We start from the raw sequence: 23,013 nt of genomic DNA, 5'->3' as shown, positions 1-23,013 counted from the left end.
ACGGTGTGCTGGGTGGTGCCGGTAGTGAACTTGCCAGTCAGGCTGGGCGAGAGCACGGTCGATTCAAACTGCTGGCCCATGCGGTAGCCGTACACGTCTTGCGTCGCCTGACCAAACGCGCCAGGCAAACCAAACATGCCCAGGTAGACATCAATCACCGAGGCGTTGAAGGCCCCGGTCTGCATCACATCCACCCGGTTGTGGGCCAGCGTCAGCGCCAGATCCCACTTGGCATTGAGCTTTTGCTGCCATTGCAGGTTGACCCCTTGTGAGTTGCTGGTGGTGGGCGGCAAGCCGTTGGCCCCGATGAAGCGGCTGCGGGCCACGCCGCTGACCACGTCCGGCTGGCCCGCCACCGCACGCGGCAGGCCAGGGTAGTCCAGCGTCTCGTTGCGCACATCGCGCAGGCGCAGCACCAGTTTGCTGTCGGCGTTGGGGGTCAGCAGCAGGCTGGGCGCCAGCGCACGGCGTTTGAAATACACCTGATCGGTCTCGGAATCCTTGCTGGAGACCTCGCCCGACAGGCGCAGCGCCAGCATCTCATTGACCGGCTGGTTGACATCAAACGACAGCGCCCGGTGCCCGTAGTCACCCAAGCTCAGACCCAACTGGCGGCTGGCCACGGCCTGCGGTTCGGTGGTGGTGACAAGCACCGTGCCGCCCAGCGAGGGGCGGTTCATGCCTTGTGAGCCGCCATACAGGCCCCCAGCCGGGCCTTTGATCACGGCCACCTCTTCCACCCCGGCCAGCGACTGCTGGTTGTGCAGGTTGCCCGGCATCGGCGCGCCGTCCAGAACCGTGGTGGCGGGAAAGCCGCGCACCTTGAACCCGGTCAGGTTGGCATCACGCTGGTCAATCGCCGTCACGTTGCTGACGTTGCGCAGCACATCCGACAGGGTTTGCGCGGCCTGATCGTCCATCACCGCGCGCGGGATCACCACCACCGACTGCGGCACCTGCTCCAGCGGGGTGTCGGTGCGGGTAGCGGCGCTGCTGCGCTCAACCGCGTAGGTCTCAGCGATGCCGGTGACGACCACTTCTGGCAGCGTGGTGATCTGCGCATGCGCCGGTGCAGCCAGCACAACGGCGACTGCCAGGGTGGCCGGTTTCATGGCAAAGCCATGTGGAGAGGATCGGAAAACGTTCATTCTTGAGTTCACAGTTCAATCACAGAGGTAAAAATGTCATTGCGGGAAGGGCGTGACGGACTCAGGCACCAGCGATTTGCAGCCTGCGGCTGGCACGCGGCGCCGACATGCCGGCCACCACCTCCAGCCCGCGCAGGGCCTGGCTGCTGAAGCGGGCTTTTTGCGGGCGGCGGTCCTGCAGGAAATCGAGTTCACGCATGCTGCCAAACACACGCGACACGGTTTCGGGCGCGGCGTCCACAATGTCGCTGAGGTCGGCCAGATGGGGCACCGGGCAGTCCGCCACCGAGTTGCCGGTGGCGCTGTTGCTCTGGGCAAACATCAGCAGCAGGGACTGCAGGCGCTTGGCCACCGGGCCGGTACGCAAGCTGACCACCTCGCGGCAACGCTGGTGGCTCACCACCACGGTGTCCATCAGCATCTGCATCATCGAGTCGCCGCTGGCCTGCATCGGCGCCAGCTGGCAGGCAATGAGGGCGCGCAGCTGCAAGCGATCATGGGTACCGGCCCATTGCTCAACCCCGATCACGTCGCCCGGCAGCGCCAGCCGCACAAAACGGCTGGGTTCGCCGCTGGGGGCACTGTCGATACGCAAGGCGCCCGACACCACCCGCCACAACGGTTGCCCGGCATCGGGCGCAAAACGCTCACGCGCATCCAGCTGGCAAACCGTGGCAAGATTGGTTTCAGCGTTCATGACTTTCCCCCTTCTCATACAAAATCAGGCTCTAGCCCACATCAACAGGACATTGATAGCTATTATTTTTATAGCAAATCAGAATTTCACCGTCACCCCGAGGTAAACCGTGCGCCCCATGCCGGGCACCGCCGTTCCCCATTGGGGGTAGTTGGGCAGGGCCGGGTTGGTCATGGTGGTGCCCTGGCCGGTGTAGGCGCCGCCCGTGGGCAGGTCATAAAACTTGTCCAGCAGGTTTTCAATGCCAAAGTTCAGGCGCAGCTGTTTCCAGGCATAACTGCCGCGCAGGTTGACCAGGGCGTAGCCCGGCGTCTGGATTTCATTACGCACCGCCGAGACACTGTTCTTGGCCTGAACCAGCACCAGCTCGGCGCTGTTGTCCCAGCCGTCAAGCTGCTGCGTCACGGCCAGTTTGGCGTTGAGCGGCATGACGTTGTAGAGCCCGCTGCCGGTGTCCTGATTGGTACCGTGGGTGTAGTTCAACAAGCCCTTGAGCCCGAAAACACCCCAGGCCGTTGACGCCAATGGCAGGTGGCCCGAGAGGTCAATGCCATACAGACGCGCCGACTGGTTGACGTACTTGAGCACGCTGAATCGGTTGGTCGCCAGCGTGGTGGCCGGCTGGTTGGTGGTGGCATTCCATTGCACGGCGTCGATGTAATCACTGACCTGGGTGTAATACGGTGTGGCCTTGAAGCCCCAGCGGTTGTCGTCCGCATGCCAATCAAAAGTGGCCGACAGGGTGTTGGCCTTTTCGGGTTTGAGGTTGACGTCGCCCAGATAACCGTTGCCATCACCGACAAAGTTGTTCATCAGCGCCGCCATCTGCCAGGTTGACCAGGTGTAGCGCTCATACACATTGGGGGAGCGCACCTTGTGGGCAAAACCAAAGTCGATGTCGTAATTGGCGCTGGCGGTGTAACGCGCCGTTGCGGCCAGGTCCAGGTTGTGGTCGGTCTTCTGGCGATCCTGGGCATTGAAGGCGGCGGCATCACGCGCCTGGTTGCTGGCCAAGTTGGCCGGGTTGTAACCCACCACGGTCCCGGCGTTCATGCTGACTTGTTCCACGCGTGCGCCCAGCAGGGTCATCCATTGGGCGCTGCGGCGGGCTTCCCACTCACCAAACACCGCCGTGCGGTCGCGCTGGGCATCGCGGATGTTCCAGAACGTGCCCGGAAACATGCCCCCGCCTGAGGGTGGCCACCAGTCGTTGAGCCGGTAGTTCTGCAGCTCGCCACCGACCCGCAGCAGGTCCTGCGCCGTCAGCGCCACATCGGCCTTGAGGCTCACCCCGGTGGTCTTGCCCTCGGTGTACATCGGCATGCCCGCCGCGCAGGTGGTGCTGATCGGGCTGCAAGCCTGCCCAAACAGCGCCGTCGGGCCGCCCGAGCCCAGTGGCGGAACCCCGTTGCCATACCAGTACCGTTTGTCCGCACCGAAGTCCATGACATGGTCCACGTTTTCGTGCCAGGCACGGGCCTGCAGTGCCCCCCAGTCAAACTGGCCGGTGTAGCGCAGATTGACACTTTTTTGGGTGTTGCCCAGCATGTCCATGCGCTGGTTCGGGTAGAGCTGCGACGGCAGGTCCTGGTAACCCAGTTTGGCTTCCAGCAGATGGTTGTCGCTCCTGAAGGCCAGCCCCAGGCTGTGGTTGCGCGTCTCGTAGGCGGTGGAGCCGACCTCGTTGCGTGCCAGGTTGTGTCCGGCCCGGCCCGTGAAGTCATAGGTTTTGAAATCGGCGCCAGCGCGGTAGTTGTCGGCCTGACTGCTGGCGCCGGTGTAAGACAGGGCCAACTTGTCAGTGGCATAACTGGCCGCCACATTGACACCCCGCGCCTGGTTGTTGCTGCGGTAAAAGGCCCCGATCTCGCCCTGGGTCAGCGCCGCCTGGCCCGGTGCGGCAAACGCTGGCGCACGCGACTCGGCCATGATGGTGCCGCCAATGCTGTCCCCGCCGACACTCACCGGCGTGATGCCGGCGTAGACCTTCAGCGAATCCACCTGGGTCGGATCGAGGTAGGACAGCGCCGGGTTCATGTGGTTGGGGCAGGAAGCGATCAGGTCCATGCCATCCACCTGGATGCGCAGACGGTCATCGGCCAGACCGTGGATCACCGGCAGGCTCGACACCCCGCCAGCGCCAAGCAGGCTCAGACCGGGAATGTCGGTGAGCAGGCTGGCGGTGTCGCTGGTGGCGGCCGAGCGGGTGTTCAAGGTGGCTCGGTCCACCGACGTGGCACCCGACGCCTGGCTGCCAGAGCCTGGGGTGGCGGTGACGGTGACAACCGGCAAGGTGGCCGCCGCTTCCTCAGCGGCCTGGGCCTGGGCGCACAACAGCCCCAGGGCTGGCAGGGCCAAGGTCATGGCACGGGCGAATTCAGCGTGTTTCAGTTCCAGCATAAAGCGATTCAAAAGAGGTTCAGGGGTGGGCCGAGGGGGACAAGAAGCGCCGGATGGGTGCGGCTCAGTGGCTGGCATGGCTGGCTTGCGCCGCCCGCGGGGTCTGCACCCAGACCTGGACGGTCTGGCTGCCGGCATGTTCAAAATTCAGCGTCAACGCAAAGCGGTCACCGTCCTTGAGCGGTGCCTTGAGGTTTATCAGGCTGAGCTGGTAATCACCGGTGTGGCGCAGCAGGGTGGTGGCCTGGGGCGGCAGCTCAATGGCGTCAAGCTGCATGCCACGCAGGCCGTTGGCATCGGGTTTGAGGCTGTGCAGCTTCACCGCCGCCGCCACCGGCGTGCTGGCCCCCAGCAAACGATCAGCCTGCGCCCCGTTATTCTTGATGCCACGCAAGTAAACCTTGCCATGGGGCTCGTTGGGTTCGCTGGGCACGGCATACGGATGGTCAATCTGCAGGGTGCCGGCCTTGGTGCCATGGGCATGGCCCGGCAGCGGCAGGGTGGCCAGCAGGGCCAGGGCAGCGCCCACAGGGAGGCGCGTCATCCAGCGCACCCGGTTCAGTTCGGAAAATGTCATGAATCGCTCTTGAGTTGATGACCAGGGACCGCGTGCAACCGGTTCAGACCGGCACACACCCTTCAAGCCGGTCCGACCGTCAACGGCAGGCCCGGCAGAACCAACTCAGAGCGCAGGCGGCCCGCGTGAATGCGCCGCCGCGATCAGACGCGCCGGGCCGATCAACGCCGCCGCGGCGGCGGGTGGCGGCGGGGTGCCGGGCAGGCCCCGCCAGGGCAACGCAGCGGGCGGCGGCGCGGCCAGACGTTCTGCCGACAGCAGGCAAAACGGGCAATGGGCCATCAGCCCCGCGCGGTCGGGCTCCCCCTGGCCCGGCGCACCTGGCGCGCTGGCGTCGGCCAGGGCCAGCCAGCGCGGGCCGCTGCTGCTGCAAACTGTCGCACCGAACCCGGCGTCCCCGCGCACCGCCTGAACGGCGTGCGACAGCGTCGGCGCCAGTGCGCCAAACACCACCAGCAACAAGGCCAGCCACACCGCCCAGGGGCGGCGCAGGGTGTCAAGGCGGTGCAACAACAACATCATTCGGGCAGGGACAGGAGGTCAGCCTTCAGACACTCAGGGGGCCTTGTGGGCGGGCATGTTGCCATGCATCGAATGGTCCATGGCCGGCGGGTTGGCCGACACCGGCACCTTCAGCTCCAGCTTGGACTCGACCCCCTTGGCGTCCTTGAACACCAACGTCAGCGGCACGGTGCTGTCCTTGAGCAGCGGTGCTTTCAGGTCCATCAACATGATGTGGTAACCACCGGGTTTGAGTTCCACCGCCTTGCCTGCGGGCAGCTCCAGGCCACCCTTGACTTCAGCCATTTTCATCACACCGGCGTCCATCTTCATCTCGTGCACCTGGGTCACACCGGCAACCGGGGAAGAGCCGCCCACCAGTTTGGCGCCATCCTTGGCCTTGAGTGTCATGAATGCGCCCGTGGCCATCTGGCCCTTGACGGTGGCACGCGCCCAGGCGTTGTTGACTTCAACGGCTTCACCGTGGGCGGCGGCGCCAAACGAGACCAGTGCCAGCGCAGCGGCAGTCATCAGGGAGGTGAGTTTCATGGGTTTCCTTCTCAAGGTTAGAAAATGGCAACTAAGGCCTGGTTACGAATCAAATTAGCCTCCAGCCCGCACAAACAAACCAAAAATAGCTATTAAAAGCATAGCAAATGTTGATTGGAAGAGCGCCAGGCCGGCAGAGGTGTGCCGCGCCGGATGCACCGTGGCATCGGTCAAAAGTGCGTGCGCCGATCGCGCCAGGCACTATGACGTCAACAGCTTAAAGAAAAGCGGGAGGGCCACGCGAAGGTGGCGGCGCGGCCGTGGCCGCAGCAAGACGGGCTGCCGGGATGCTTTGCAGCACATGGCCCAGGGGTTGAACCGGCTCGGGCGCCACCACTGCCACTGGCGCGGCAGCATGGCCCAGCACACACAGCGGGCAGTCCAGCGCGGCACTGGTGCTGCTGACCGTGCCATCGTCATTGAGCACGATCTTGACCATGCCGCCCGCAGCGCTGCAAATCAGCACTTCGCTTTGCGGGTTGACCACCGGAGAGGCCACCGCCACACCCAGCGTCAAGGCAAACCACAGCAGGGCCAGGCGGGCCAGCCAGGGTGTGTTGCGCAGGGTTTGCAGGGCAGTCATGGCGTGGGATTATGACACCGGCGCCTGGCGCTCAGCTGACATGGATCAAGACCGGGGCCAGATCGGACGCCAGCGGGCCTGCTATCCTGCGACCCATGAACAGCTTATTTCACCTTGCCTTCAACGTCACCGACCTGGACCAGACCCGCCAGTTTTACGGCGGTGTGCTGGGCTGCCGCGAGGGGCGCAGCACCGCCACCTGGGTCGATTTTGATTTTTATGGTCACCAGCTCTCGATGCATCTGGGCGAGCCGTTCAAGACCGCGCCGACCGGCCATGTGGGGGACCACCTGGTGCCCATGCCCCACTTTGGCCTGGTGCTGGCCCTGCCTGACTGGCAGGCGCTGGCCCAGCGGCTGCAGGCCGCCGGCATCCACTTCATCCTGGAGCCACAACTGCGTTTTGCCGGGCAGCCGGGCGAGCAGTGGACAATGTTTTTCTGCGACCCGTTTGGCAATCCGATCGAGATCAAGGGCTTTGCCTCGCTGGACACCGTCTACGCCACCTGAATCCGCCCGGCGCGCACCATGAATTACACCTTTGTCTCGGCCACCATCCTGCTGATCCTGATCACCGACCCGATTGGCAACATCCCGATCTTTGCCAATGCGCTCCAACACGTGGCGCCTGAGCGGCGCTCGCTGGTGATCCTGCGCGAGGTGTTGATTGCCTTTTTGCTGCTGCTCACCTTCATGTTTGTCGGTGAGAGCTTTTTGCGCGTGATGAACCTCAGCGAGCTGTCGCTGCAGATTGGCGGCGGCGTCATCCTGTTCCTGATCGCCCTGCGCATGATTTTTCCGCCGCCAGCCAGCGGCGGTGCCGAACCGGCGGGTGAGCCGCTGATCGTGCCGCTGGCGATTCCCGCCATTGCCGGGCCGTCGGCCCTGGCCACCGTGCTGCTGCTGGTGTCGCAGGCGCCACAGAAACGGCTGGAGTGGATTGCCGCGCTGTGTGTCACCATGACCGTGAGTGCCGTGGTGCTGGTGCTGGCCGAGCGCATTCAGCGTGTGGCCGGTGACCGATTTGTGGTGGCGCTGGAACGCCTGATGGGCCTGGTGCTGGTGGCGGTGTCGATCGAAATGATGCTGCGCGGCATCAAGACTTTCGTCAAACAGATCGCCGGGGCCTGAGGTTCACACCGCAACGGGGGTTGGCTGCGCGCCCACCTGAACGTCCTGGTCGATGGCGCCAAACACACTTTGGCCGTCGCGGCCCTTGATCTCGACGCGTACGCTGTCACCTGGTGCCAGCCACGGCGTCTTGGCCTGACCATCCTGCGCCAGCTCTGAAGCGCGGCGGCTGGCCAGGCTGCAGTAGCCCCGCACACTGTCGCGGTTACGCACCTCCCCCGAGCTGACGATGGCACCCGCGCGCAGGCGGCGGGTCTGGCACAAGGCGGCGATCAACTGGCCAAAATGCCAGGCCATGTCCTGCCCGGTATCACACAGACCGAGCTTGCGGCCATTGAGCGTGCACTGGAGCATCAGGCCCAGACGCCCCTGAGCCCAGGCACTCTCGCCGCCGTACACCAGTTCATCAGGCGTCACGGCCACCGGACTGAAGGCGGTGGACGGGCTACTGACCAGCGGCCGGTCCGACGCGCCCTGCAAGGCCCGCAGCTGCACATGGCTGGCCAGCATCAGCAGGCGAACCCCCTCGAGCGCCTGCTCCGCACTGGCACCAGCGGGCACGTCCCCGGTGACCACGGCCAGGGCGGCTTCCACGTCCAGCTGCAAGGCGGCACTGGCGGCGCGCAGTGGCGCACAGGGCCCGGCCAGTTCATCGGCAAAGCCCAGGCGCAGCGTGGCCGCCAGCTCAGACGACTCAGGCGCTTGCGCGGCTGCATAAGCATCTGCCACGGCCAGCAGATGGGCTCGCGGCAAGGGCGCCAGGCACAACTGGGGGTCGAACGGGAAGGCGTGGCGCGCCTTGCCGTGGTTCAGGGCGTCATACAGGTCCTGCAGTTGCGGCGACATGAAGTTCCAGTCGTCGAGCACCTGCTGCAGGTGATCGGCAATGCCGGTCGCATAATGCGCCGTGCATAAATCGCGCGACACCACGACCAGCTGGCCGTCGCGGGAACCGTCATTCAAGGTAGCTAGTTTCATGGTGGGATTCCCTCTGGGGCGCAAATTTTAGTGGACGCATTCAAGACCCGATCGCCGCTCCGGCGTTGGCTGGTGCTGGGCCTGGTGGTACTGCTGGTGCACCTGGGGCTGCTGCAGTCGATGCCGCTGGCGCTGAACCCGGCCAGCCAGCGGGGGGATGCGGCCCTGACCTTCACCACGCGGACCATCACACCCTTGCCGGACCCGCTGCCGGTGGTGCCGGCACGGGTGGTGCCAGCCCAACCCAAACCTCCGCTGCCACGTGCAGCCGCGCCCAAACCTGTCGTGCCCCCACCGCCCGCCCCCACGCCAGAGACAGCCGCGGACAGCACTGCGGTGACGACCGGCTTGAGTGCCATGTCCGAGCAGCTGGCCGCGGCCCGTGCCGCCGACGCCGCCTCGACCCCCGAGGCCACCAGACCGCCGCCCGAGCCGCCGGCAGAGCCGCCAGCGGCACCGCGCCCGCCACGCGAGCGGCCGCCCAGTTTCAGTCTGGACGCCCTGACCGGCTCCACCCGGCTGCTGTACAAAATCCAGGCCAACAAGTTCCCCTACAACCTCAACGGCGAGCTGTTGTGGCGCCATCTGGGCACCAGCTACAACGCCCGCCTGAGCTTCAGCGCGTTTGGCCAAAGCCGTTCACAAACCAGCCGTGGCCAGATCACCGACGTCGGGCTGGCGCCCGAACGTTTTTCAGACAAATACCGCAGCGAGGTGGCCGCCCATTTCAACTACACCCAGGGCAAGGTCACGTTCAGCGCCAACACCCCGGATGCCCCGCTGCTGGTCGGCGCCCAGGACCGCCTGAGTGTGCTGCTGCAGCTCGGTGCGCTGGTGGCGAGTGAACCCGAGCGTTATGGGCCTGGTACCACCTTGACCGTCCAGACGGTGGGTCCGCGTGATGCCGACCTGTGGCTGTTCACCTTTGAGGGCAGCGAAACCCTGGAACTGCCCGGCGGCACGCTGCAGGGGCTGAAACTGGTGCGCAACCCGCGCCAGCCCTATGACCAGAAGGTCGAGGTGTGGCTCGCCCCCCAGCTCGGCTACCTGCCTGCGCGCATCCGCATCACCGAGACCAACGGCGACAGCATCGACCAGCAATGGTCAGCCACCCAACCGGCTGACAGCCCTGACTGACCGCGGACCGCCAGGCCGTTGGCTGGCGGCACGCATCTTGAATTTCCGCCAAATGCTGCCAACTGCAGTGGTAACCGGATTCAAGGATAATTTGCCCATGCACACGCTTTACGACTCTGACACTTACTCGGTGACCCACATGCTGGCCAACGCCGTGGCCGCGGATGTGCCTGACCAGCCCCTCAAGGACGGTGAGCAGTTGCTGATCGTGCCCCAGCTGGCGCGCCATGGCTTTGAGATTGTCGACAAACGCTCCGGCAAGGAGGTGTATCTGGACGGTTCCTGGGCCGAACTCTTCCAGCAACACATCGCCGCCTGGCAGCTCAAGACGCCAACGCAGGAAGAAGTGGAAGACACGCTGGAGCGCTACGCCGAGCTGGCGCAAAACCCGGTGGTCATTCACTGAAGCACAAAAATCGACTCTAGCCCGCACAAACAAAGGGCTTAAAGCTATACAAATTATAGCAATCGAATCTCTCTAGCCACCCCACTGGCGGCTGCGACAATAGCGCCCCTATGAACCCTGTCTACATTCTGACCCTGTCCTGCCCGGACCGTCTGGGCCTGGTGCACGCGGTGTCCGGCTTTTTGCTGGAACGCAGCGGCAACATCGAAGAAGCCGCCCAGTACAACGACGCCGATACCGGCCTGTTTTTCATGCGGGTGCAGTTTGCCTGCGCCCAGCACAGTTTTGCCGAACTCAAGACCCAGCTGGCCGCCTTTGCCCAGCCGTTCGAGATGCAGTGGCAGCTGCATGCCCAGGCCCAGCCGATGCGCACCGTCATCATGGTCAGCAAGGAAGGGCATTGCCTCAACGACCTGCTGTTCCGCTGGAAAAGCGGCCTGCTGCCGCTGGACATCCGCGCCATCATCTCCAACCACCGCGAGTTTTACCAGCTGGCCGCCAGCTACAACGTGCCGTTTCACCACCTGCCGGTGACCGCCGCCAGCAAGGCGCAGGCCGAAGCCAAACAGCTGGAAATCATCCAGGGTGAAGAAGCCGAGCTGGTGGTGCTGGCGCGTTACATGCAGATCCTCTCCAACGAGCTGTGCCGCAGCCTGTCGGGCCGGGCCATCAACATCCACCATTCGTTCCTGCCCAGCTTCAAGGGGGCCAAGCCCTATTACCAGGCGCATGATCGCGGCGTGAAGCTGATCGGCGCCACCGCCCACTATGTGACGGCTGACCTCGACGAAGGCCCGATCATCGAGCAGGACGTGGCCCGCGTCGACCACAGCAAGACGGTGGAAGATTTGACCGCCCTGGGGCGCGACACCGAAAGCCAGGTGCTGGCGCGCGCCGTTAAATGGCACAGCGAACACCGCGTGCTGCTCAACGGCCACAAGACGGTGATCTTCCGGTAGTGCCTGACCGGCCGGCCAGGCTGGCGGCAACTCAACCAGCGTTCCGGTAGCTGTTGCGCAACTCCCGCTTGAGCAATTTGCCACTGGGGTTCTTTGGCAGCGTGTCGGCAAAGACAACACGCTTGGGCGTCTTGAAGGTGGCCATGTGGCTGCGGCAAAACGCAATCACCTCCTCTTCGGTCAGCACCTGGCCGGCCTTCAGCACGATGACGGCGGTGACCGCCTCCACCCAGTGTGGATCGGCCAAGCCAATCACCGCCACTTCACTCACCTGGGGCAGGCGGTAGATCATTTCCTCGACTTCACGGCTGGCGACGTTTTCTCCGCCGGACTTGATCATGTCCTTCTTGCGGTCCACCACACTGATGAAGCCTTCCTCGTCGATGGTGCCGAGGTCACCACTGTGGAACCAGTCACCGTCGAAAGCTGCCGCAGTCCGTTCATCGTCATGGAAATAACCCAGCATCAGGTGCGGTGAGCGGTGCACGATTTCACCCACCTCGCCCACGGCCACGTCTTGCATGTCGTCATCCACAACACGTGTCTCGACATTGAGCACCGGGCGTCCGCACGAGCCGGGTTTGCGCAACTGGTCATCCGGCCCCAGCAGGGTCGCCAGCGGCGCAATTTCAGTCTGACCATAAAGATTCCACAGGCGCACTTGGGGCAATCGTGCCGCCAGCTCGCGCAACACCTCGACCGGCATGATCGAGGCACCGTAGTAACCCTTGACCAGGCTGGCAATTTTGGCAACGTCCAGGTTGGGAGAACGCAGGATGGCAATCCACACCGTCGGCGCCGCAAAAAAGCTGGTGATCCTGAACTTTTCGATCAGACCGAGCAGGTTGTCCGGCACCGGCCTGGCCGTGATGACATTGGTGCTGCCGACAAAAATGCTCGGACCAAAAAACACATCCAGCTGCGCACAGTGGTACAGCGGCAAGGCATGCAAGGTGACGTCGCTGGCCTGGATTTCGGCATCGGCAACACAGCTGACGTACTGCCAGAGCACGGCGTCATGGGTGAGCATGGCGCCCTTGGGGCTGGATTCGGTGCCGCTGGTGTAGACGATCTGCAGCAGGTCCGCGCCGGTGAACGTGGTTTCCGGGACGCGGCCCTGGCAGGCGGCCAGCTCATCAAAACAATGCATGCCCGGGACCGGGGCGCTGGCGTCTTCTGCGGGGATCCAGATGAATTCGCGCACCAGCGTTTGCAGTGCCGCCGCAGCGCGGGCCACCTCGGCCAAGCCGCTGTCAGTGACCAGCATCCGGGCGCCGGCATGGCGCAGGATGTAGGCCACCTCCTCAGCCTTGAGCATGAAATTGATGGGCACCAGCACGGCACCGAGCCGCGCCAGCGCAAACCGCATGGCGGCGAATCCGTGGGAGTTGCGCGCCAATACCGCCACACGCTCACCTTGCACCACACCCAGTTGCGACAGGCCGGCGGCCAGGCGCGACACCAGGGCGTCAAACTCCGCATAAGTCCAGCGGGTGTCACCACAGATGATGGCAGCCTTGGCCGGGAACCGCAGCGCGGTGCGGCGCAGAACATCACTCAGGGTCTGGCGGCGAATGGTCGTTTTCAAGCTCGTCTCCTCGTTATGGCACGGATTCATGGGGTGGAAGTTCAGCCTCGCCTCAGCCCAGACGCTCGATGACGGTGGCGGTGGCCATGCCATGGCCGATACACATCACCTGCAGGCCAAACCGGCCACCGCGCTGCTCCAGGCCGCAAAGCATTTTGGCCATCAGGGCCGCCCCCGTGGCCCCCAGCGGGTGGCCGTGGGCAATCGCGCCGCCCCAGGGGTTGAGCCGGTCGGCATCCGGCTTGAACTCGCGCGCCCAACTCAGGGCCACCGCGGCAAAGGCTTCGTTGAGCTCAATCCAGTCGATGTCGGCCATGGACAGCCCCGCTCGCTTGAGGGCCAGATGGGTGGCCGGGATGACCCCGGTGAGTTGCATCACCGGGTCTGAGCCGGTCACCACCCGTGCCAGGAATCGCGCCTTGGGTTGGAGCCCATGTTGCGCCGCCGCCGCGCGGCTGCCGATCACCACCGCACTGGCACCGTCAGAAACCTGGCTGGCGTTGGCGGCAGTCACCACGCCGGTGTCGGGCGAACGAAACACCGGTGCCATGCTGCTCATCCTGGCGTGGTCGATGACCGAACGCACCCCTTCATCAAAGTCCAGTGTGAAGCCCGCGCCGTCCTTGTCGACCCCGGCCACCGGCACCACTTCCTTGTGCCAGCCGGCCAGGCGGGCCGCGTGGGCACGCCGATGGCTCTCGATCGCAAACGCATCCAGTTCGGCCCGGGAGAGCTGCCACTGGTCGGCAATGCGCTCCGCACTTTCGACCTGATGCACGATGGGATACCGCGCCACCAGGTCGGGATGCAGCTTGTCGAATCCTGTGAACGGACCTTGACCCAGCGTGAGGTCCAGGAACATGGGGACCCGGCTCATGTTTTCCACACCGCAAGCCACGGCAAAGTCCAGATCACCAGCAGCCACCGCCTGCGCTGCGGCATGCACGGCGTATTGGCTGGAGCCACACATCCGGTTCAGGCTGACGCCCGGCACCTGCTGCGGCAGCCCGGCCAGCAAGACCGCCTGACGGGCAATGTTGGCGCCCTGCTCGCCGGCCTGACTGACACAGCCGGCAATGACGTCGCCAATGGCTTCACCGGGAACACCCGCGCGCGCCAGCGCGGCATTGATGATGCCGGCCAGCAAGGCATCGGGCCGGGTTTCGCGCAAGGCGCCGTTGCGGCGGCCGAACGGCGTGCGCACGGCAGCCAGGATGACCGGTTCGTTGTTCGGGTGTTGCATGCTGTGGGTCCTTTCAGTTGCGGGCCATTTCCCGGGCGATGATGTTGCGTTGGATTTCGCTGGTGCCTTCGTAAATCTGCAGTACTTTGGCGTCCCGGAAGAGTTTTTCCACCGGGTATTCGGTGCTGTAGCCCATGCCGCCAAAAATCTGGACCGCTTCCGTGGCGCACCACATGGCGGCATCAGCGGCATAAGCCTTGGCAATGGACGCCTGCAGGGTGCAGCGCTGTCCCTGATCGGTCATCCAGGCGGCCTGGTAAGTCAACAGGCGGGCGGCTTCAAGGCGCATCTGCATTTCCGCCAGCTTGTGGGCCACGGCCTGATGTTCGATCAGCGCCTTGCCCATGCTGACGCGTGAGCGTGCGTAAGCCAGCGACTCGTCCACGCAGCGCTGGATCAAGCCCAGACCAAAGGCGGCCACCATGGGGCGGGAATGGTCAAAGACCTGCATCGCCAGGCCAAAACCACTGCCTTCGGCGCCAAGGCGTTGGGTGTCCGGCACAAAGACAGCATCCAGGAACACCTCCGCCGTGGGTGCAGCGCGCTGACCGAGTTTGCTCATGGATGGCCCCACCGTGAGCCCCTGGCTGTCACGCTCGACAATGAAGGCCGTCATGCCCTTGTGACCGGCGTCCGGGCTGGTTTTGGCAAACACGACAAAAAAGTCGGCCATGGGCGCATTCGAAATCCAGATCTTGCTACCGGTGAGCTGCCAGCCACCGTCCACCCTGGTAGCCCGGGTGCGGATGCCCGCCACATCCGAGCCGGCCCCCGGCTCCGTCAACGCAAAACTGGCAAAACGGCCAGCCAGCAAGGGCGCCAGATAACGTTGCTGCTGCACCTCGCTACCGGCCAGCACCACCGGCTCGGCCGCCAAGGTGTTGATACACAAGGCCGTGCCAATGCCCAGGCAGGCATGGCAAAACGCCTCGGTCACCAGCACCAGCTCCAGGCAGCCCAGGCCCGCGCCCCCCAGACTCTGTGGCAGCGTCAGGTTCACCAGGCCCAACTCAACGGCTTTGGCCTGGATCTGCAGCGGCAATGTCTGCTGGCGATCGGCGTCAGCAGCCAGCGGAAGGATTTCACGGTCGGCGAACCGGCGGGCCAGTTCCTGGATTTGACTTTGCTCCGGCGTCAACTGGAAATTCATGTGCGTCCTGCTGTCGGGTGCCCTCCGGCGTGACCATGGCTGTCTGCTGCAGTCAAAAAAACTTGCATAAACCGCCAAGTCACCAGATTTGTCACCTTGTGTTGTGTCTGTGAAATTGCCTGGGGATACGCCAATTTCACGGGTATTTTTGGCATTCTAAAATCCATGACTGGTGGGTGTTATGACAAAAATGGTCTAATAATTTGCATTTCGCGCCAAAATAGGATTTATTCAAACGGTGATGTATGCCGCCACATGATCAGCTGTCTCCAACCGTTCCGGTGGCCATGGTCACAGAACTGCTGGCGGGCCTGGACCTGGACGACGCCCTGATCAGCAAGGCCACGGCACACGCACTGATTGCGCCGAATCTGCTGGAGGAGTCCGGCGCCCGGATTTCGATCGAGCAGTTCTCCCGGCTGTATCGCCAGATCGCCTTTGCCTGCGACGATGAAACACCGGGATTCTTTTCCCGCCCCTTGCGCCGGGGGACGCTGAAGTTTCTGTGCCTGGGCCTGTTCGGCGCGCCGAATCTGGGCATCGCCCTGCAGCGCTTCAGAAGTTACTTTCGCCTGCAGCTCGATGACATGGGGTTTGAGGTGTCCCGCAGCGGCGCCTTGACGCGCATCGCGCTGGTCGAGCATATGCCGCCCCAGAGGTCGCGCGTGCTGGTGCACGAGATCATGCTGAAACTGGTCCACGGCGTGGCGTCATGGATGATTGACCGGAAAATCCCGCTCGTCCAGGTGGACCTGGCCTACGCCCGCCCACCGCGTGCGGCCGAGTATGTGTACCTCTTTCCCGGGCCGATCCACTTCGACCGGGCCCAAACGGCCCTCTATGTGGATTCGGAGTATTTGAAGGCGCCCCTTCGGCAGGACCGGGGAAGCTTCAGCGCATTTCTCCGCAATGCCCCGGCTGACTGGCTGTATGTGCCTTTCAGCGAAAACATGCAGACACACAGGGTGCGCAGCCATCTGGAGAACCGCCTGGCCGACAAACCCACGCTGGCGAGTACCGCCCGGGCACTGCACTTTTCGGCGCGTTCGCTGTCCCGCCGCCTTGCCAACGAAGGCACCAACTTTCAGGCCATCAAGGATGAGCTTCGGCGCGACATGGCGATTTTGCAGCTGCAAAAAACCAGACTTTCCGTGACGGCCATCGGCGCCGTGATCGGCATTGACAACCCGAGCGTGTTCAACCGGGCCTTCAAACTGTGGACAGGCAGCAGTCCGGGGGCCTATCGGCGCCTGGGCTCCGGCACCCGGCGCGCGGCTTCGGCCGGGTCAGCACACGCCCCAGGCGGCAACTAGACAGACTGCGCCATCCGCTCGCCCATGCGGATCGCGCCGCCGGGCTGCCAGCCCGGGTTGAACTGCAGCGGCCCCTTAGGAAACAGCATGACCACGGTGGAACCCAGCAGAAAGCGGCCCATTTCGTCACCCTGCTTCAGCGCCACACGCTGCGGCTCATAAGACCAGTCACACAGCTGACCGGCCCGCGGGTTGTTGATGACCCCGTGCCAGACGGTGGCCATGCTGCCCACAATGGTGGCCCCCACCAGCACCAGCACCCACGGCCCGCGGGCTGAGTCAAACACGCAGACCACCCGTTCGTTGCGGGCAAACAGGCCCGGCACCCCCCGGGCGGTGGTGGGATTGACCGAGAACAAATCACCCGGCACGTAGATCATGCGGCGCAACACCCCGTCACAGGGCATGTGGATGCGGTGGTAATCGCGCGGACTCAGGTACAGCGTGGCAAAGTGGCCGTCGTCAAACTGGGCCGCCAGCGCCGCATCGCCGCCCACCAGCGCCGTGCTGCTGTACTGGTGGCCCTTGGCCTGGAAAATCTGCTGGCCCTGGATGCGGCCAAACTGGCTGATGGCCCCGTCCACCGGGCAGATCAGTTCGGCCTGCGCCAGCGGTCGGGCGCCCGGCCGCAATTCACGGGTGAAAAAGTCGTTGAAGCTGGCGTAGCTGGCCACGTCCGGGTTGGCCGCCTCGGCCATGTTGACCCCATAACGCCGGACAAACCAGGCAATCAAGCGGGTGGTGAACTGGCCGGCGCGGGCGCGGGCCACACGGCCCGCCAACAGGGTCAGCGCTTGTTTGGGAATCAGGTATTGCGGCAAGACCGCCAGAAAATCAGACATCGTGGGCGGGGATTCTACGCAGTGCACACCCAAGGCAGCGATGCCACAATGCCGCCATGGCCGCTGCCCGTATTCCCCCCATCCAATGTTTGCTGACCTTTGAAGCGCTGGCGCGCCTGCGCAGCGTGACACAGACCTCGGAAGAGCTGTGTGTCACCCCGAGCGCTGTCAGCCACCGTGTCAAGCAGCTGGAGCAGATCATCGGCACCCGGCTGTTTGGCCGCGCCGATTTTTCGCTGACCACCGAGGGGGTGGAATACCTGGCCCATGTGCGCGAAGGGCTGGGCATGCTGCAGCGTTTTCCCAGTTCGGCGGCCGCCCCCGGCAAACGCAAGCTGCGGCTGGCCGTGACGCCCACTTTTGCCCGTTCGATCCTGATCCCGCGCCTGCGCCAGTTCACCGAGGCCTACCCCGAGATCGACCTGACCCTGCAGGTGTCGATTCCGCTGCTGGACGTGGTGGCCGAAGACGCCGACCTGATGATCCGTTTTGGCACCGGCCGCTACGCCGACGTGGAACACGTCTGCCTGGTCAAGGACGAGGTCACCCCGCTGGCGTCACCCGCGTTTGTGCGCGAACACGGCCCGTTTGAGGTGGCGCAGGACCTGGAGGGCGAGGCCTTGCTGCGCAGCCCGCTGGAGCCGTGGCGCACCTGGTTTGCCGCTTGCCACCTGGACTGGCCCGAGCCGGTGGACGGCTCACAGTTCAACGACGTCGGCCTGATGTGTGACGCCGCCGCTGCCGGTATGGGCATCGCCCTGGTGCGCCTGAAACTGGCCCAACCCTGGCTGGACAATGGCGCCCTGGTCCGCCTGGGGGCCAACGCCGTGTTTGGCCGCAATGTGCCCAGCCCGCACGCGCACTACTTGTGCTGGCGCACCGGCATGATGGAGCGCTGGGAATGTGTGGCGTTTGCCGACTGGCTCAAGCAAAGCGTCAAGTGATTGAGAGTGTTTTAGGCCTCTAGCCCTGGTGGAATAAGCTTGACTAGCTATTAAAACAGTAGCTTAATTCCATTTGCGAATGCCGCTCAAAGCGGTAGAGGTTGAGCTACGTTTGCACATTCAGCCTGGCTTCTTGCTCATAAGTTTGAACATTGAAGCCCTCTTCCACTGTGGGCGGCTGAAAAAAGGATGAAATGTGATAGAACGCTTCTTCTGTAAGTACGTGCGAGCCTTCTGGCCGCTCAATGTTTCGCTTTGCAATTTGGCTTAAACACTGGGCATTCGACGTATTGATGAAGTGCAGTGTGTGGGGGACGCTTGCAGCTTCAAAAATGCTTTTGAACCAGAACCTGGTTTCGCGAGTATTCGCCGGGAAATCAAGCACAACCGATTGTTGTTTGAGCAACTCGATGACCAGTGGCGCAACAACCGTCTTGATGCGGCGGGAGTACTTGATGTAGTCATCGAATGTGACCAATTCAGCAGGAAATAGCCTGGCGAGCCACACGTCTTCGCAAAGCAATGCGGCGCCATGTTGCTGCGCTAGTGCCTTGGCCACAGTACTTTTGCCAGAACCTGCCTTCCCGCACATGAAATGAAGTGATGGGCTCGTTTTCATTCTGTTTGTCATTGGTTACCGAAGATCCTAACCATCAGCGCTTATCCGCCGCGCAACCATGCTCGTAGACACCATAAACATCTCCTTGCGGCGGACAAACCATGTGGCATCGCCTCAAACGCTACGCGAACCATTGATGTCATATGCAGTGAACTTTCGGTCAAGCAAACCACAACGGCGAGCAACGGTCCGCCAGGGTTCAATATGCGGAGCCTGAAGGTGCTTGGCAAGGCTTTCGTGATCTGGCCACAGTTCGGAGAAGCGAATAAGCCCGGGATCAAATGGATCTTCAGCGACATCGTAGGCAACGCACCCATCGTTTTGGTAAGTCGTCTCGACCAAAGTTCTTAGGTGGGGCCGCACTTCTGGCATTTGTTCAGGTGGAAATCTAAGAATTCCGAAGACAGCTACGGTAGGTTGCATAGAAATATCTCAATCGAGTTTCGGCGTGCAGATCGCCTGGAATACCGTCTGCAGACAGCGTTGAGCAACAAAGGGCAAGGCGCATGGGGCCTGGGTTTGCCGTCAATCGCACTGGATAGTGAAGCCATCTCCCGCCCCTTGAACCCTGTCGCCGCTGCTGGCGATATGTTGCCAGACTATAGCCCATGGGGTCGCGCCCCTGAACTGGGATTCCCAGGCTGGCCCAGCCCGCACGCGCACTACCTGTGCTGGCGCACCGGCATGATGGAGCGCTGGGAATGCGTGGCCTTTGCCGACTGGCTCAAGCAAAGTGTCAAGTGATTGAGGGTGTTTTACCCCTCTAGCCCGGGTGGAACAAGCTTGATTAGCTATCGAAATAATAGCCATCTTCCATTTAAGAATGCCACCCAAAAGCGACGTCAAACCGCGGGCGATTCTTGTCGGGTGTTCATCTGGCCTGGTGCTGCGGCGGCGCGGCATAAGTGACGTATGGCGAGCGGCTCTGCCGTTCTGCGCTGTCAATTTCCGCCGTGAGCTGCTTCTCCTCTTCTTGGAGAGCAGCCAGCTGTCCTTCGGATCTTGGCCTTTCCGCCGGCTCGGCCGCAGCGAGCGCAGTACGCAAGGAAACCGACTCGGCCTTCACTTCGGCCAACCGGGATTTCAGTGGCGCAATGCCCGCCTGGACCGGCTGAAACTCGCTGCCAAGCGCTAAACCGCACGCGGCGAAGGCAAGGCAGGCGAGCAGGATGGTTTGCGGTTTCATTGTGAGGGCCGATGTTCAAATTGAGCGCCCTTGCTCGGCATTATGCGCAAGGTGCGGGCAAGCGCTTAGTTGGAGAAAGCCCTTGCGTCAAAGCTACGCGGTAACGCGTTTGCGCGTTGTCCGACCTGAGCGGCCTGTCAAACTTTGTGTTTCTTTTGCAAAGGCCAACATGCTTGCCAGAGCCTTGTTAACAGCCTCAGAGGTCGGGAAAGCCTTTTGGATTTCTGGCTGTAACACAACGACATTGCTACCTTGAGTAAAGTGCTTCAGGTACTTGCCTCGTACACCTTTGCCCAGTTGATCCCGCTTCAATTCGGGAATGTCTTGATCAGCCGTTTTCATAGATGCCTTTTTCATATCGTGTCGCCTTTCTCGCGCCGATGATTCGAAGACCGTTGCGTCGTTCAGTATGAACGACCACCAAGAGACGCGTCTTGTTTGAGATTCCGTAAGTTCGACTTCGATCTTCAAATTCGCTGTGATCGGTGTCAGAAAAAGTCAGTGCCCGTCCATCACCAAAACACTGACCTCCTCGTCGAACGATACACCGTGTTTCAGCAAATTGGTTGCAGCCATTTCATCATCCCATTCAAAATTGAACATCCGAAATACCGGAAGGGTTTATCGTTCGACATGAACGGCGACTGTAAGCAAGCAAAGCTCGCTGGAAGACGTCCCCTCGATGGACGCGTTAGCTATCCTAGGCGCGAAACGGAATACTTGCTGAGATGAGAACTTGCTGGGCAACGAATTGAACGAGCTCGATGTCGTGCGCAAGCTGCTCCGCCTCACGTGAGAAGGGCAAGAGAAGTTCAAATTCAGAATTCTTCGCATCAGTCTTTGTATGAACGATCTTGCACCGGATCTCGTAGATTCGCTCCGCAACATCGCCTCGTAAATCTGCGGTCGGGTTGGCAACCGGGATCTTCTGTTCACACAATCCCTTTGCTTTAGACGAGAGGAAGTCAGATCTGGCCGGATCTGACGCGATAAATTGGTGAAGTAATTCTGGCTCGATACATTCCAGCAACGTTGCGCGGAGTTGCGAGCGCTCATCTCCAAAGGCACCAGACCGACTAACGTGAATGGCTGACAAAAGGCGACCGAGGTCTGCGTCCCGATCGCCACGAAATCCGGGATCCTTCAGAATAGCTTTCAGTTTTCGTCGCGCGTCGGCTTGTGAGTAGGTTGGGAAGTAGTATTCAATGACCTGGTAGAACGCCAGATATTGAAGTAGCGGCATCCCGATTGCGCTGCGGCCATACCAGTACAGGGAAACAGGAGCTGGATCATACTCATGAGACGGAAACGTAACATCGGGCGGCGTTTCCGCGCGAGCCGTTCTGCGACGACGAGCGACTGAACGCCGCTCGCGTACCAAAGTCAGCGGAATTTCGTGGAGTAGATCGATCTGAAAAAACAAGGCATCTGAAGCTCGTTTGACCAGTTCAAGTGCCTTGTCATGTTGATTGATACCTTCAGAAATTATGGAAAGCGAGAGCCTTGGCCTCATACCTCGGACCAGTGTCGACAATTCAGTCGATGGTGTGCCAAGAACCAACTTTGTCTTTCCTTCTGACAACGGTGACGGCAGCTCAAGCCTTGGAATTTGGTCGGGTTCTGGAGAATCACTTACCGCAACCTTGAAGAGCCGCGAAAACAGTAGCCTACTTGAGGGCGCGCCGAGCGTTCGAATTCCAACTTCAATTGTTGATATCGAGTAGTTGCAGATTGCTTCAAGGCCCTGCAAGAAGACAAGCTGCTCGAATGGGATCGACAACAGCTTCTGATAGTCGCCATAGTCCCAGCAGTAGATCCATCGGCGATCTCTCCCAGATGGCATGCCTATGCGAACGACCTGCTGATCAGGTTCGTAGCCCTCCGTTTCCTCGATAGGTATCTTGGCAGCTGCGCATCTGGATTCAAGTTGCGCGCGAACGGCGCTTACGTCGCCTTGCGGTTCGTCTTCTGGCGGGAGGTCGTCATTTTGGAGTGGTTCGAGGTTCGACATGCGTTCCTGAGTAGGCATATGGAATAGCTAACGTGAAGGTCACCGGTGCTGCGCTGCTATATTGCGCAGCGCCCGGTGGACCGCAGGGTTGGACGTCATTTTGCGCGCCCGGTGACGACGTGCCGTCCAAGAGCAACCATGTCAGAGTTACGTGCTATGAGCTTTATGCGTACATCGTCCCAGTCGAGCATAAGCGGTACAGACACCTTTCGCCCGTGAGAGTCAGTTCTGTATGCCGCGAGCCCAATAGTGGAGCCATTGTTTTCTTTGGAGTACTCAGAGAGATGCCCTTCTATCGTCTGTCTCGCTTCCTTGACCCGTTCCGTCACATGACTACGGACAAGCTTATGAAGATTGCCAATGCACTGTAGGTAATCACGAATAAGAAGCGTCAAAATAACCTGGTCGGGCATTTCATCTAGCATCTTCTTTTTAAAGCCTCCATCGGTAACCAAGTAGCGCTTCTCAGCAAATGGTTGTATTGAGAGTTCAAGCACTCGGTCTTCTCCCTCTCCAATCCATTTTTTGTTTAGGCTCAAGCGATGAACAGCCAAGCCACAATGCTGGACATGATTGCGCAAGGCCTCAAGAAACCGATACCCGAACGTGGCATCGTAATGATCTCGAGTTCGTTGCCTAAATTCGGAACGGGCATCTTCGGGAGCCGTAGCACAATCCGATAGTCGCTGTGGTGTTTGATCAAGGTAAAGACGAGTTGCTGTCAGCAAATTGACGACACGCCGATTAATCGTTGATCGAAGTTCAAAGAAGTCGTGATATTCACTCAAATCCCGAACCGCATTTATAGCGGTAGCCGTCAATAGCTCCTGCTCGACTTCAACGTAGTTGCCAATTAGGAGATCATAAGATTCTTCAATAGCGAATGCCGAAGTAAGGATGGCACGAGCATTTGCGAGGGCTTCATACTGAATCGCCCCGGGTATCGTGGAGGCTGGTTAGTTAAAGTGAAACCGGGGATTCGGTCTTCTCGGCGAGTTGCCGGTAGTAGTTGGCCTCAGCCTCGGCCGGTGGAATATACCCAATCGGCTCCA

Annotated in this window: 26 protein-coding genes and 1 pseudogene; 8 read left to right on the top strand and 19 right to left on the bottom strand. The window is 61.8% G+C overall.

All coding sequences use genetic code 11. From position 1 onward, the window contains the following. The 7 genes from PHW99_RS12580 to PHW99_RS12550 form a co-directional block, all read right to left on the bottom strand. A partial coding sequence (locus PHW99_RS12580; RefSeq protein ID WP_300177901.1) for a TonB-dependent receptor plug domain-containing protein occupies positions 1-1,112 on the bottom strand: 1,112 nt, incomplete at its 3' end. Positions 1,113-1,209: 97 nt separating this feature from the next. Beyond that, positions 1,210-1,845: a hypothetical protein gene (locus tag PHW99_RS12575; protein ID WP_300177899.1), complete on the bottom strand. Its 636-nt coding sequence runs from the start codon at positions 1,843-1,845 to the stop codon at positions 1,210-1,212. A 78-nt stretch (positions 1,846-1,923) separates the two neighbouring features. After that, complete coding sequence (locus PHW99_RS12570; RefSeq protein WP_300177896.1) at positions 1,924-4,245, bottom strand: TonB-dependent receptor; 2,322 nt, start codon at positions 4,243-4,245, stop codon at positions 1,924-1,926. A 64-nt stretch (positions 4,246-4,309) separates the two neighbouring features. Continuing rightward, complete coding sequence (locus PHW99_RS12565; protein WP_300177894.1) at positions 4,310-4,822, bottom strand: copper chaperone PCu(A)C; 513 nt, start codon at positions 4,820-4,822, stop codon at positions 4,310-4,312. A 105-nt stretch (positions 4,823-4,927) separates the two neighbouring features. Beyond that, positions 4,928-5,344: a DUF2946 family protein gene (locus PHW99_RS12560; protein ID WP_300177891.1), complete on the bottom strand. Its 417-nt coding sequence runs from the start codon at positions 5,342-5,344 to the stop codon at positions 4,928-4,930. Positions 5,345-5,377: 33 nt separating this feature from the next. Then, the gene (locus PHW99_RS12555) at positions 5,378-5,872 is read right to left on the bottom strand and encodes a copper chaperone PCu(A)C (protein ID WP_300177888.1); all 495 of its coding nucleotides are present in this window, start codon (positions 5,870-5,872) and stop codon (positions 5,378-5,380) included. Between the two features lie 217 nt (positions 5,873-6,089). Then, positions 6,090-6,455 (bottom strand): DUF2946 family protein, encoded by a 366-nt coding sequence (locus PHW99_RS12550; protein WP_300177885.1) that lies wholly within the window; start codon positions 6,453-6,455, stop codon positions 6,090-6,092. A gap of 95 nt (positions 6,456-6,550) precedes the next feature. On the opposite strand from PHW99_RS12550, the gene PHW99_RS12545 reads away from it, so the two are divergent. After that, the gene (locus PHW99_RS12545) at positions 6,551-6,964 is read left to right on the top strand and encodes a VOC family protein (protein WP_300177882.1); all 414 of its coding nucleotides are present in this window, start codon (positions 6,551-6,553) and stop codon (positions 6,962-6,964) included. Between the two features lie 18 nt (positions 6,965-6,982). Beyond that, positions 6,983-7,585 (top strand): MarC family protein, encoded by a 603-nt coding sequence (locus PHW99_RS12540; RefSeq protein WP_300177879.1) that lies wholly within the window; start codon positions 6,983-6,985, stop codon positions 7,583-7,585. Between the two features lie 3 nt (positions 7,586-7,588). Here the strand turns inward: PHW99_RS12540 and PHW99_RS12535 are convergent, their stop codons facing one another. Continuing rightward, positions 7,589-8,563 (bottom strand): fumarylacetoacetate hydrolase family protein, encoded by a 975-nt coding sequence (locus tag PHW99_RS12535; RefSeq protein WP_300177877.1) that lies wholly within the window; start codon positions 8,561-8,563, stop codon positions 7,589-7,591. A gap of 30 nt (positions 8,564-8,593) precedes the next feature. Between PHW99_RS12535 and PHW99_RS12530 the strand changes: the two genes are divergently transcribed. The 3 genes from PHW99_RS12530 to purU all read left to right on the top strand — a co-directional run bounded on the left by PHW99_RS12530 (position 8,594) and on the right by purU (position 11,065). Further along, positions 8,594-9,700 carry a DUF3108 domain-containing protein gene (locus tag PHW99_RS12530; protein WP_300177875.1) on the top strand — a complete coding sequence of 369 codons (1,107 nt, stop codon included), beginning with the start codon at positions 8,594-8,596 and terminating at the stop codon, positions 9,698-9,700. Between the two features lie 97 nt (positions 9,701-9,797). Continuing rightward, complete coding sequence (locus tag PHW99_RS12525; RefSeq protein ID WP_300177872.1) at positions 9,798-10,106, top strand: DUF3567 domain-containing protein; 309 nt, start codon at positions 9,798-9,800, stop codon at positions 10,104-10,106. 110 nt (positions 10,107-10,216) lie between these two features. After that, complete coding sequence (gene purU, locus PHW99_RS12520; protein WP_300177869.1) at positions 10,217-11,065, top strand: formyltetrahydrofolate deformylase; 849 nt, start codon at positions 10,217-10,219, stop codon at positions 11,063-11,065. A gap of 31 nt (positions 11,066-11,096) precedes the next feature. Here purU and PHW99_RS12515 read toward each other — a convergent pair whose 3' ends face one another. The 3 genes from PHW99_RS12515 to PHW99_RS12505 are packed head-to-tail and all read right to left on the bottom strand — an operon-like array spanning position 11,097 to position 15,046. Continuing rightward, a complete protein-coding gene (locus PHW99_RS12515; RefSeq protein ID WP_300177866.1) occupies positions 11,097-12,683 on the bottom strand; it encodes an acyl-CoA synthetase in 1,587 nt (528 codons plus the stop codon). Positions 12,684-12,705: 22 nt separating this feature from the next. Continuing rightward, positions 12,706-13,896 carry a thiolase family protein gene (locus tag PHW99_RS12510; protein ID WP_300177863.1) on the bottom strand — a complete coding sequence of 397 codons (1,191 nt, stop codon included), beginning with the start codon at positions 13,894-13,896 and terminating at the stop codon, positions 12,706-12,708. Between the two features lie 13 nt (positions 13,897-13,909). After that, positions 13,910-15,046 (bottom strand): acyl-CoA dehydrogenase family protein, encoded by a 1,137-nt coding sequence (locus PHW99_RS12505; RefSeq protein ID WP_300177860.1) that lies wholly within the window; start codon positions 15,044-15,046, stop codon positions 13,910-13,912. A 245-nt stretch (positions 15,047-15,291) separates the two neighbouring features. Between PHW99_RS12505 and PHW99_RS12500 the strand changes: the two genes are divergently transcribed. Beyond that, positions 15,292-16,359, top strand: a complete 1,068-nt coding sequence (locus PHW99_RS12500; RefSeq protein WP_300177858.1) for an AraC family transcriptional regulator — start codon at positions 15,292-15,294, stop codon at positions 16,357-16,359. Here PHW99_RS12500 and asd read toward each other — a convergent pair. Continuing rightward, entirely contained in the window at positions 16,356-17,201 is an 846-nt protein-coding gene (asd, locus tag PHW99_RS12495; RefSeq protein WP_300177855.1) for an archaetidylserine decarboxylase, read from the bottom strand. The two genes, PHW99_RS12500 and asd, sit on opposite strands and share 4 nt — an antisense overlap. Positions 17,202-17,257: 56 nt before the next feature. Here asd and PHW99_RS12490 point away from each other — a divergent pair, with 56 nt between their 5' ends. Then, entirely contained in the window at positions 17,258-18,145 is an 888-nt protein-coding gene (locus PHW99_RS12490; protein ID WP_300177853.1) for a LysR substrate-binding domain-containing protein, read from the top strand. 106 nt (positions 18,146-18,251) lie between these two features. On the opposite strand, the gene PHW99_RS12485 is transcribed toward PHW99_RS12490, so the two are convergent. Together PHW99_RS12485 and PHW99_RS18850 are read right to left on the bottom strand one after the other, a co-directional pair. Continuing rightward, entirely contained in the window at positions 18,252-18,764 is a 513-nt protein-coding gene (locus tag PHW99_RS12485) for an ATP-binding protein (protein ID WP_300177851.1), read from the bottom strand. Between the two features lie 114 nt (positions 18,765-18,878). After that, the gene (locus tag PHW99_RS18850) at positions 18,879-19,187 is read right to left on the bottom strand and encodes a putative quinol monooxygenase (RefSeq protein WP_366913432.1); all 309 of its coding nucleotides are present in this window, start codon (positions 19,185-19,187) and stop codon (positions 18,879-18,881) included. A gap of 222 nt (positions 19,188-19,409) precedes the next feature. Between PHW99_RS18850 and PHW99_RS12480 the strand changes: the two are divergent. Then, positions 19,410-19,508 (top strand): annotated as a pseudogene (locus PHW99_RS12480) (LysR family transcriptional regulator); the annotation flags it as partial. A gap of 127 nt (positions 19,509-19,635) precedes the next feature. Here the strand turns inward: PHW99_RS12480 and PHW99_RS12475 are convergent. The 5 genes from PHW99_RS12475 to PHW99_RS12455 all read right to left on the bottom strand — a co-directional run bounded on the left by PHW99_RS12475 (position 19,636) and on the right by PHW99_RS12455 (position 22,749). Then, positions 19,636-19,950: a hypothetical protein gene (locus tag PHW99_RS12475; RefSeq protein ID WP_300177849.1), complete on the bottom strand. Its 315-nt coding sequence runs from the start codon at positions 19,948-19,950 to the stop codon at positions 19,636-19,638. Between the two features lie 93 nt (positions 19,951-20,043). Continuing rightward, the gene (locus PHW99_RS12470; RefSeq protein WP_300177846.1) at positions 20,044-20,307 is read right to left on the bottom strand and encodes a hypothetical protein; all 264 of its coding nucleotides are present in this window, start codon (positions 20,305-20,307) and stop codon (positions 20,044-20,046) included. Further along, entirely contained in the window at positions 20,279-20,452 is a 174-nt protein-coding gene (locus PHW99_RS12465) for a BrnT family toxin (protein ID WP_300177904.1), read from the bottom strand. The genes PHW99_RS12470 and PHW99_RS12465 overlap by 29 nt, the downstream gene beginning before the upstream one ends. 198 nt (positions 20,453-20,650) lie before the next feature. Then, a complete protein-coding gene (locus PHW99_RS12460) occupies positions 20,651-21,961 on the bottom strand; it encodes a hypothetical protein (protein WP_300177843.1) in 1,311 nt (436 codons plus the stop codon). A 95-nt stretch (positions 21,962-22,056) separates the two neighbouring features. Beyond that, entirely contained in the window at positions 22,057-22,749 is a 693-nt protein-coding gene (locus PHW99_RS12455) for a hypothetical protein (protein ID WP_300177840.1), read from the bottom strand. Between the last annotated feature and the right edge of the window lie 264 nt (positions 22,750-23,013).

The organism is Rhodoferax sp. (assembly GCF_028689305.1).
Classification (GTDB): domain Bacteria; phylum Pseudomonadota; class Gammaproteobacteria; order Burkholderiales; family Burkholderiaceae_C; genus Rhodoferax.
This window is presented reverse-complemented; position numbering and strand designations above follow the sequence as displayed.

Excerpts from the sequence above, each read along its gene's own strand:
- PHW99_RS12575 (WP_300177899.1), bottom strand. The coding sequence starts at position 1,845 with ATGAACGCTGAAACCAATCTTGCCACGGTTTGCCAGCTGGATGCGCGT.
- PHW99_RS12570 (WP_300177896.1), bottom strand. The coding sequence starts at position 4,245 with ATGCTGGAACTGAAACACGCTGAATTCGCCCGTGCCATGACCTTGGCC.
- PHW99_RS12565 (WP_300177894.1), bottom strand. The coding sequence starts at position 4,822 with ATGACATTTTCCGAACTGAACCGGGTGCGCTGGATGACGCGCCTCCCT.
- PHW99_RS12560 (WP_300177891.1), bottom strand. The coding sequence starts at position 5,344 with ATGATGTTGTTGTTGCACCGCCTTGACACCCTGCGCCGCCCCTGGGCG.
- PHW99_RS12555 (WP_300177888.1), bottom strand. The coding sequence starts at position 5,872 with ATGAAACTCACCTCCCTGATGACTGCCGCTGCGCTGGCACTGGTCTCG.
- PHW99_RS12550 (WP_300177885.1), bottom strand. The coding sequence starts at position 6,455 with ATGACTGCCCTGCAAACCCTGCGCAACACACCCTGGCTGGCCCGCCTG.
- PHW99_RS12545 (WP_300177882.1), top strand. The coding sequence starts at position 6,551 with ATGAACAGCTTATTTCACCTTGCCTTCAACGTCACCGACCTGGACCAG.
- PHW99_RS12540 (WP_300177879.1), top strand. The coding sequence starts at position 6,983 with ATGAATTACACCTTTGTCTCGGCCACCATCCTGCTGATCCTGATCACC.
- PHW99_RS12535 (WP_300177877.1), bottom strand. The coding sequence starts at position 8,563 with ATGAAACTAGCTACCTTGAATGACGGTTCCCGCGACGGCCAGCTGGTC.
- PHW99_RS12525 (WP_300177872.1), top strand. The coding sequence starts at position 9,798 with ATGCACACGCTTTACGACTCTGACACTTACTCGGTGACCCACATGCTG.
- purU (WP_300177869.1), top strand. The coding sequence starts at position 10,217 with ATGAACCCTGTCTACATTCTGACCCTGTCCTGCCCGGACCGTCTGGGC.
- PHW99_RS12515 (WP_300177866.1), bottom strand. The coding sequence starts at position 12,683 with ATGAATCCGTGCCATAACGAGGAGACGAGCTTGAAAACGACCATTCGC.
- PHW99_RS12510 (WP_300177863.1), bottom strand. The coding sequence starts at position 13,896 with ATGCAACACCCGAACAACGAACCGGTCATCCTGGCTGCCGTGCGCACG.
- PHW99_RS12505 (WP_300177860.1), bottom strand. The coding sequence starts at position 15,046 with ATGAATTTCCAGTTGACGCCGGAGCAAAGTCAAATCCAGGAACTGGCC.
- PHW99_RS12500 (WP_300177858.1), top strand. The coding sequence starts at position 15,292 with ATGCCGCCACATGATCAGCTGTCTCCAACCGTTCCGGTGGCCATGGTC.
- asd (WP_300177855.1), bottom strand. The coding sequence starts at position 17,201 with ATGTCTGATTTTCTGGCGGTCTTGCCGCAATACCTGATTCCCAAACAA.
- PHW99_RS12490 (WP_300177853.1), top strand. The coding sequence starts at position 17,258 with ATGGCCGCTGCCCGTATTCCCCCCATCCAATGTTTGCTGACCTTTGAA.
- PHW99_RS12485 (WP_300177851.1), bottom strand. The coding sequence starts at position 18,764 with ATGAAAACGAGCCCATCACTTCATTTCATGTGCGGGAAGGCAGGTTCT.
- PHW99_RS18850 (WP_366913432.1), bottom strand. The coding sequence starts at position 19,187 with ATGCAACCTACCGTAGCTGTCTTCGGAATTCTTAGATTTCCACCTGAA.
- PHW99_RS12475 (WP_300177849.1), bottom strand. The coding sequence starts at position 19,950 with ATGAAACCGCAAACCATCCTGCTCGCCTGCCTTGCCTTCGCCGCGTGC.
- PHW99_RS12470 (WP_300177846.1), bottom strand. The coding sequence starts at position 20,307 with ATGAAAAAGGCATCTATGAAAACGGCTGATCAAGACATTCCCGAATTG.
- PHW99_RS12460 (WP_300177843.1), bottom strand. The coding sequence starts at position 21,961 with ATGTCGAACCTCGAACCACTCCAAAATGACGACCTCCCGCCAGAAGAC.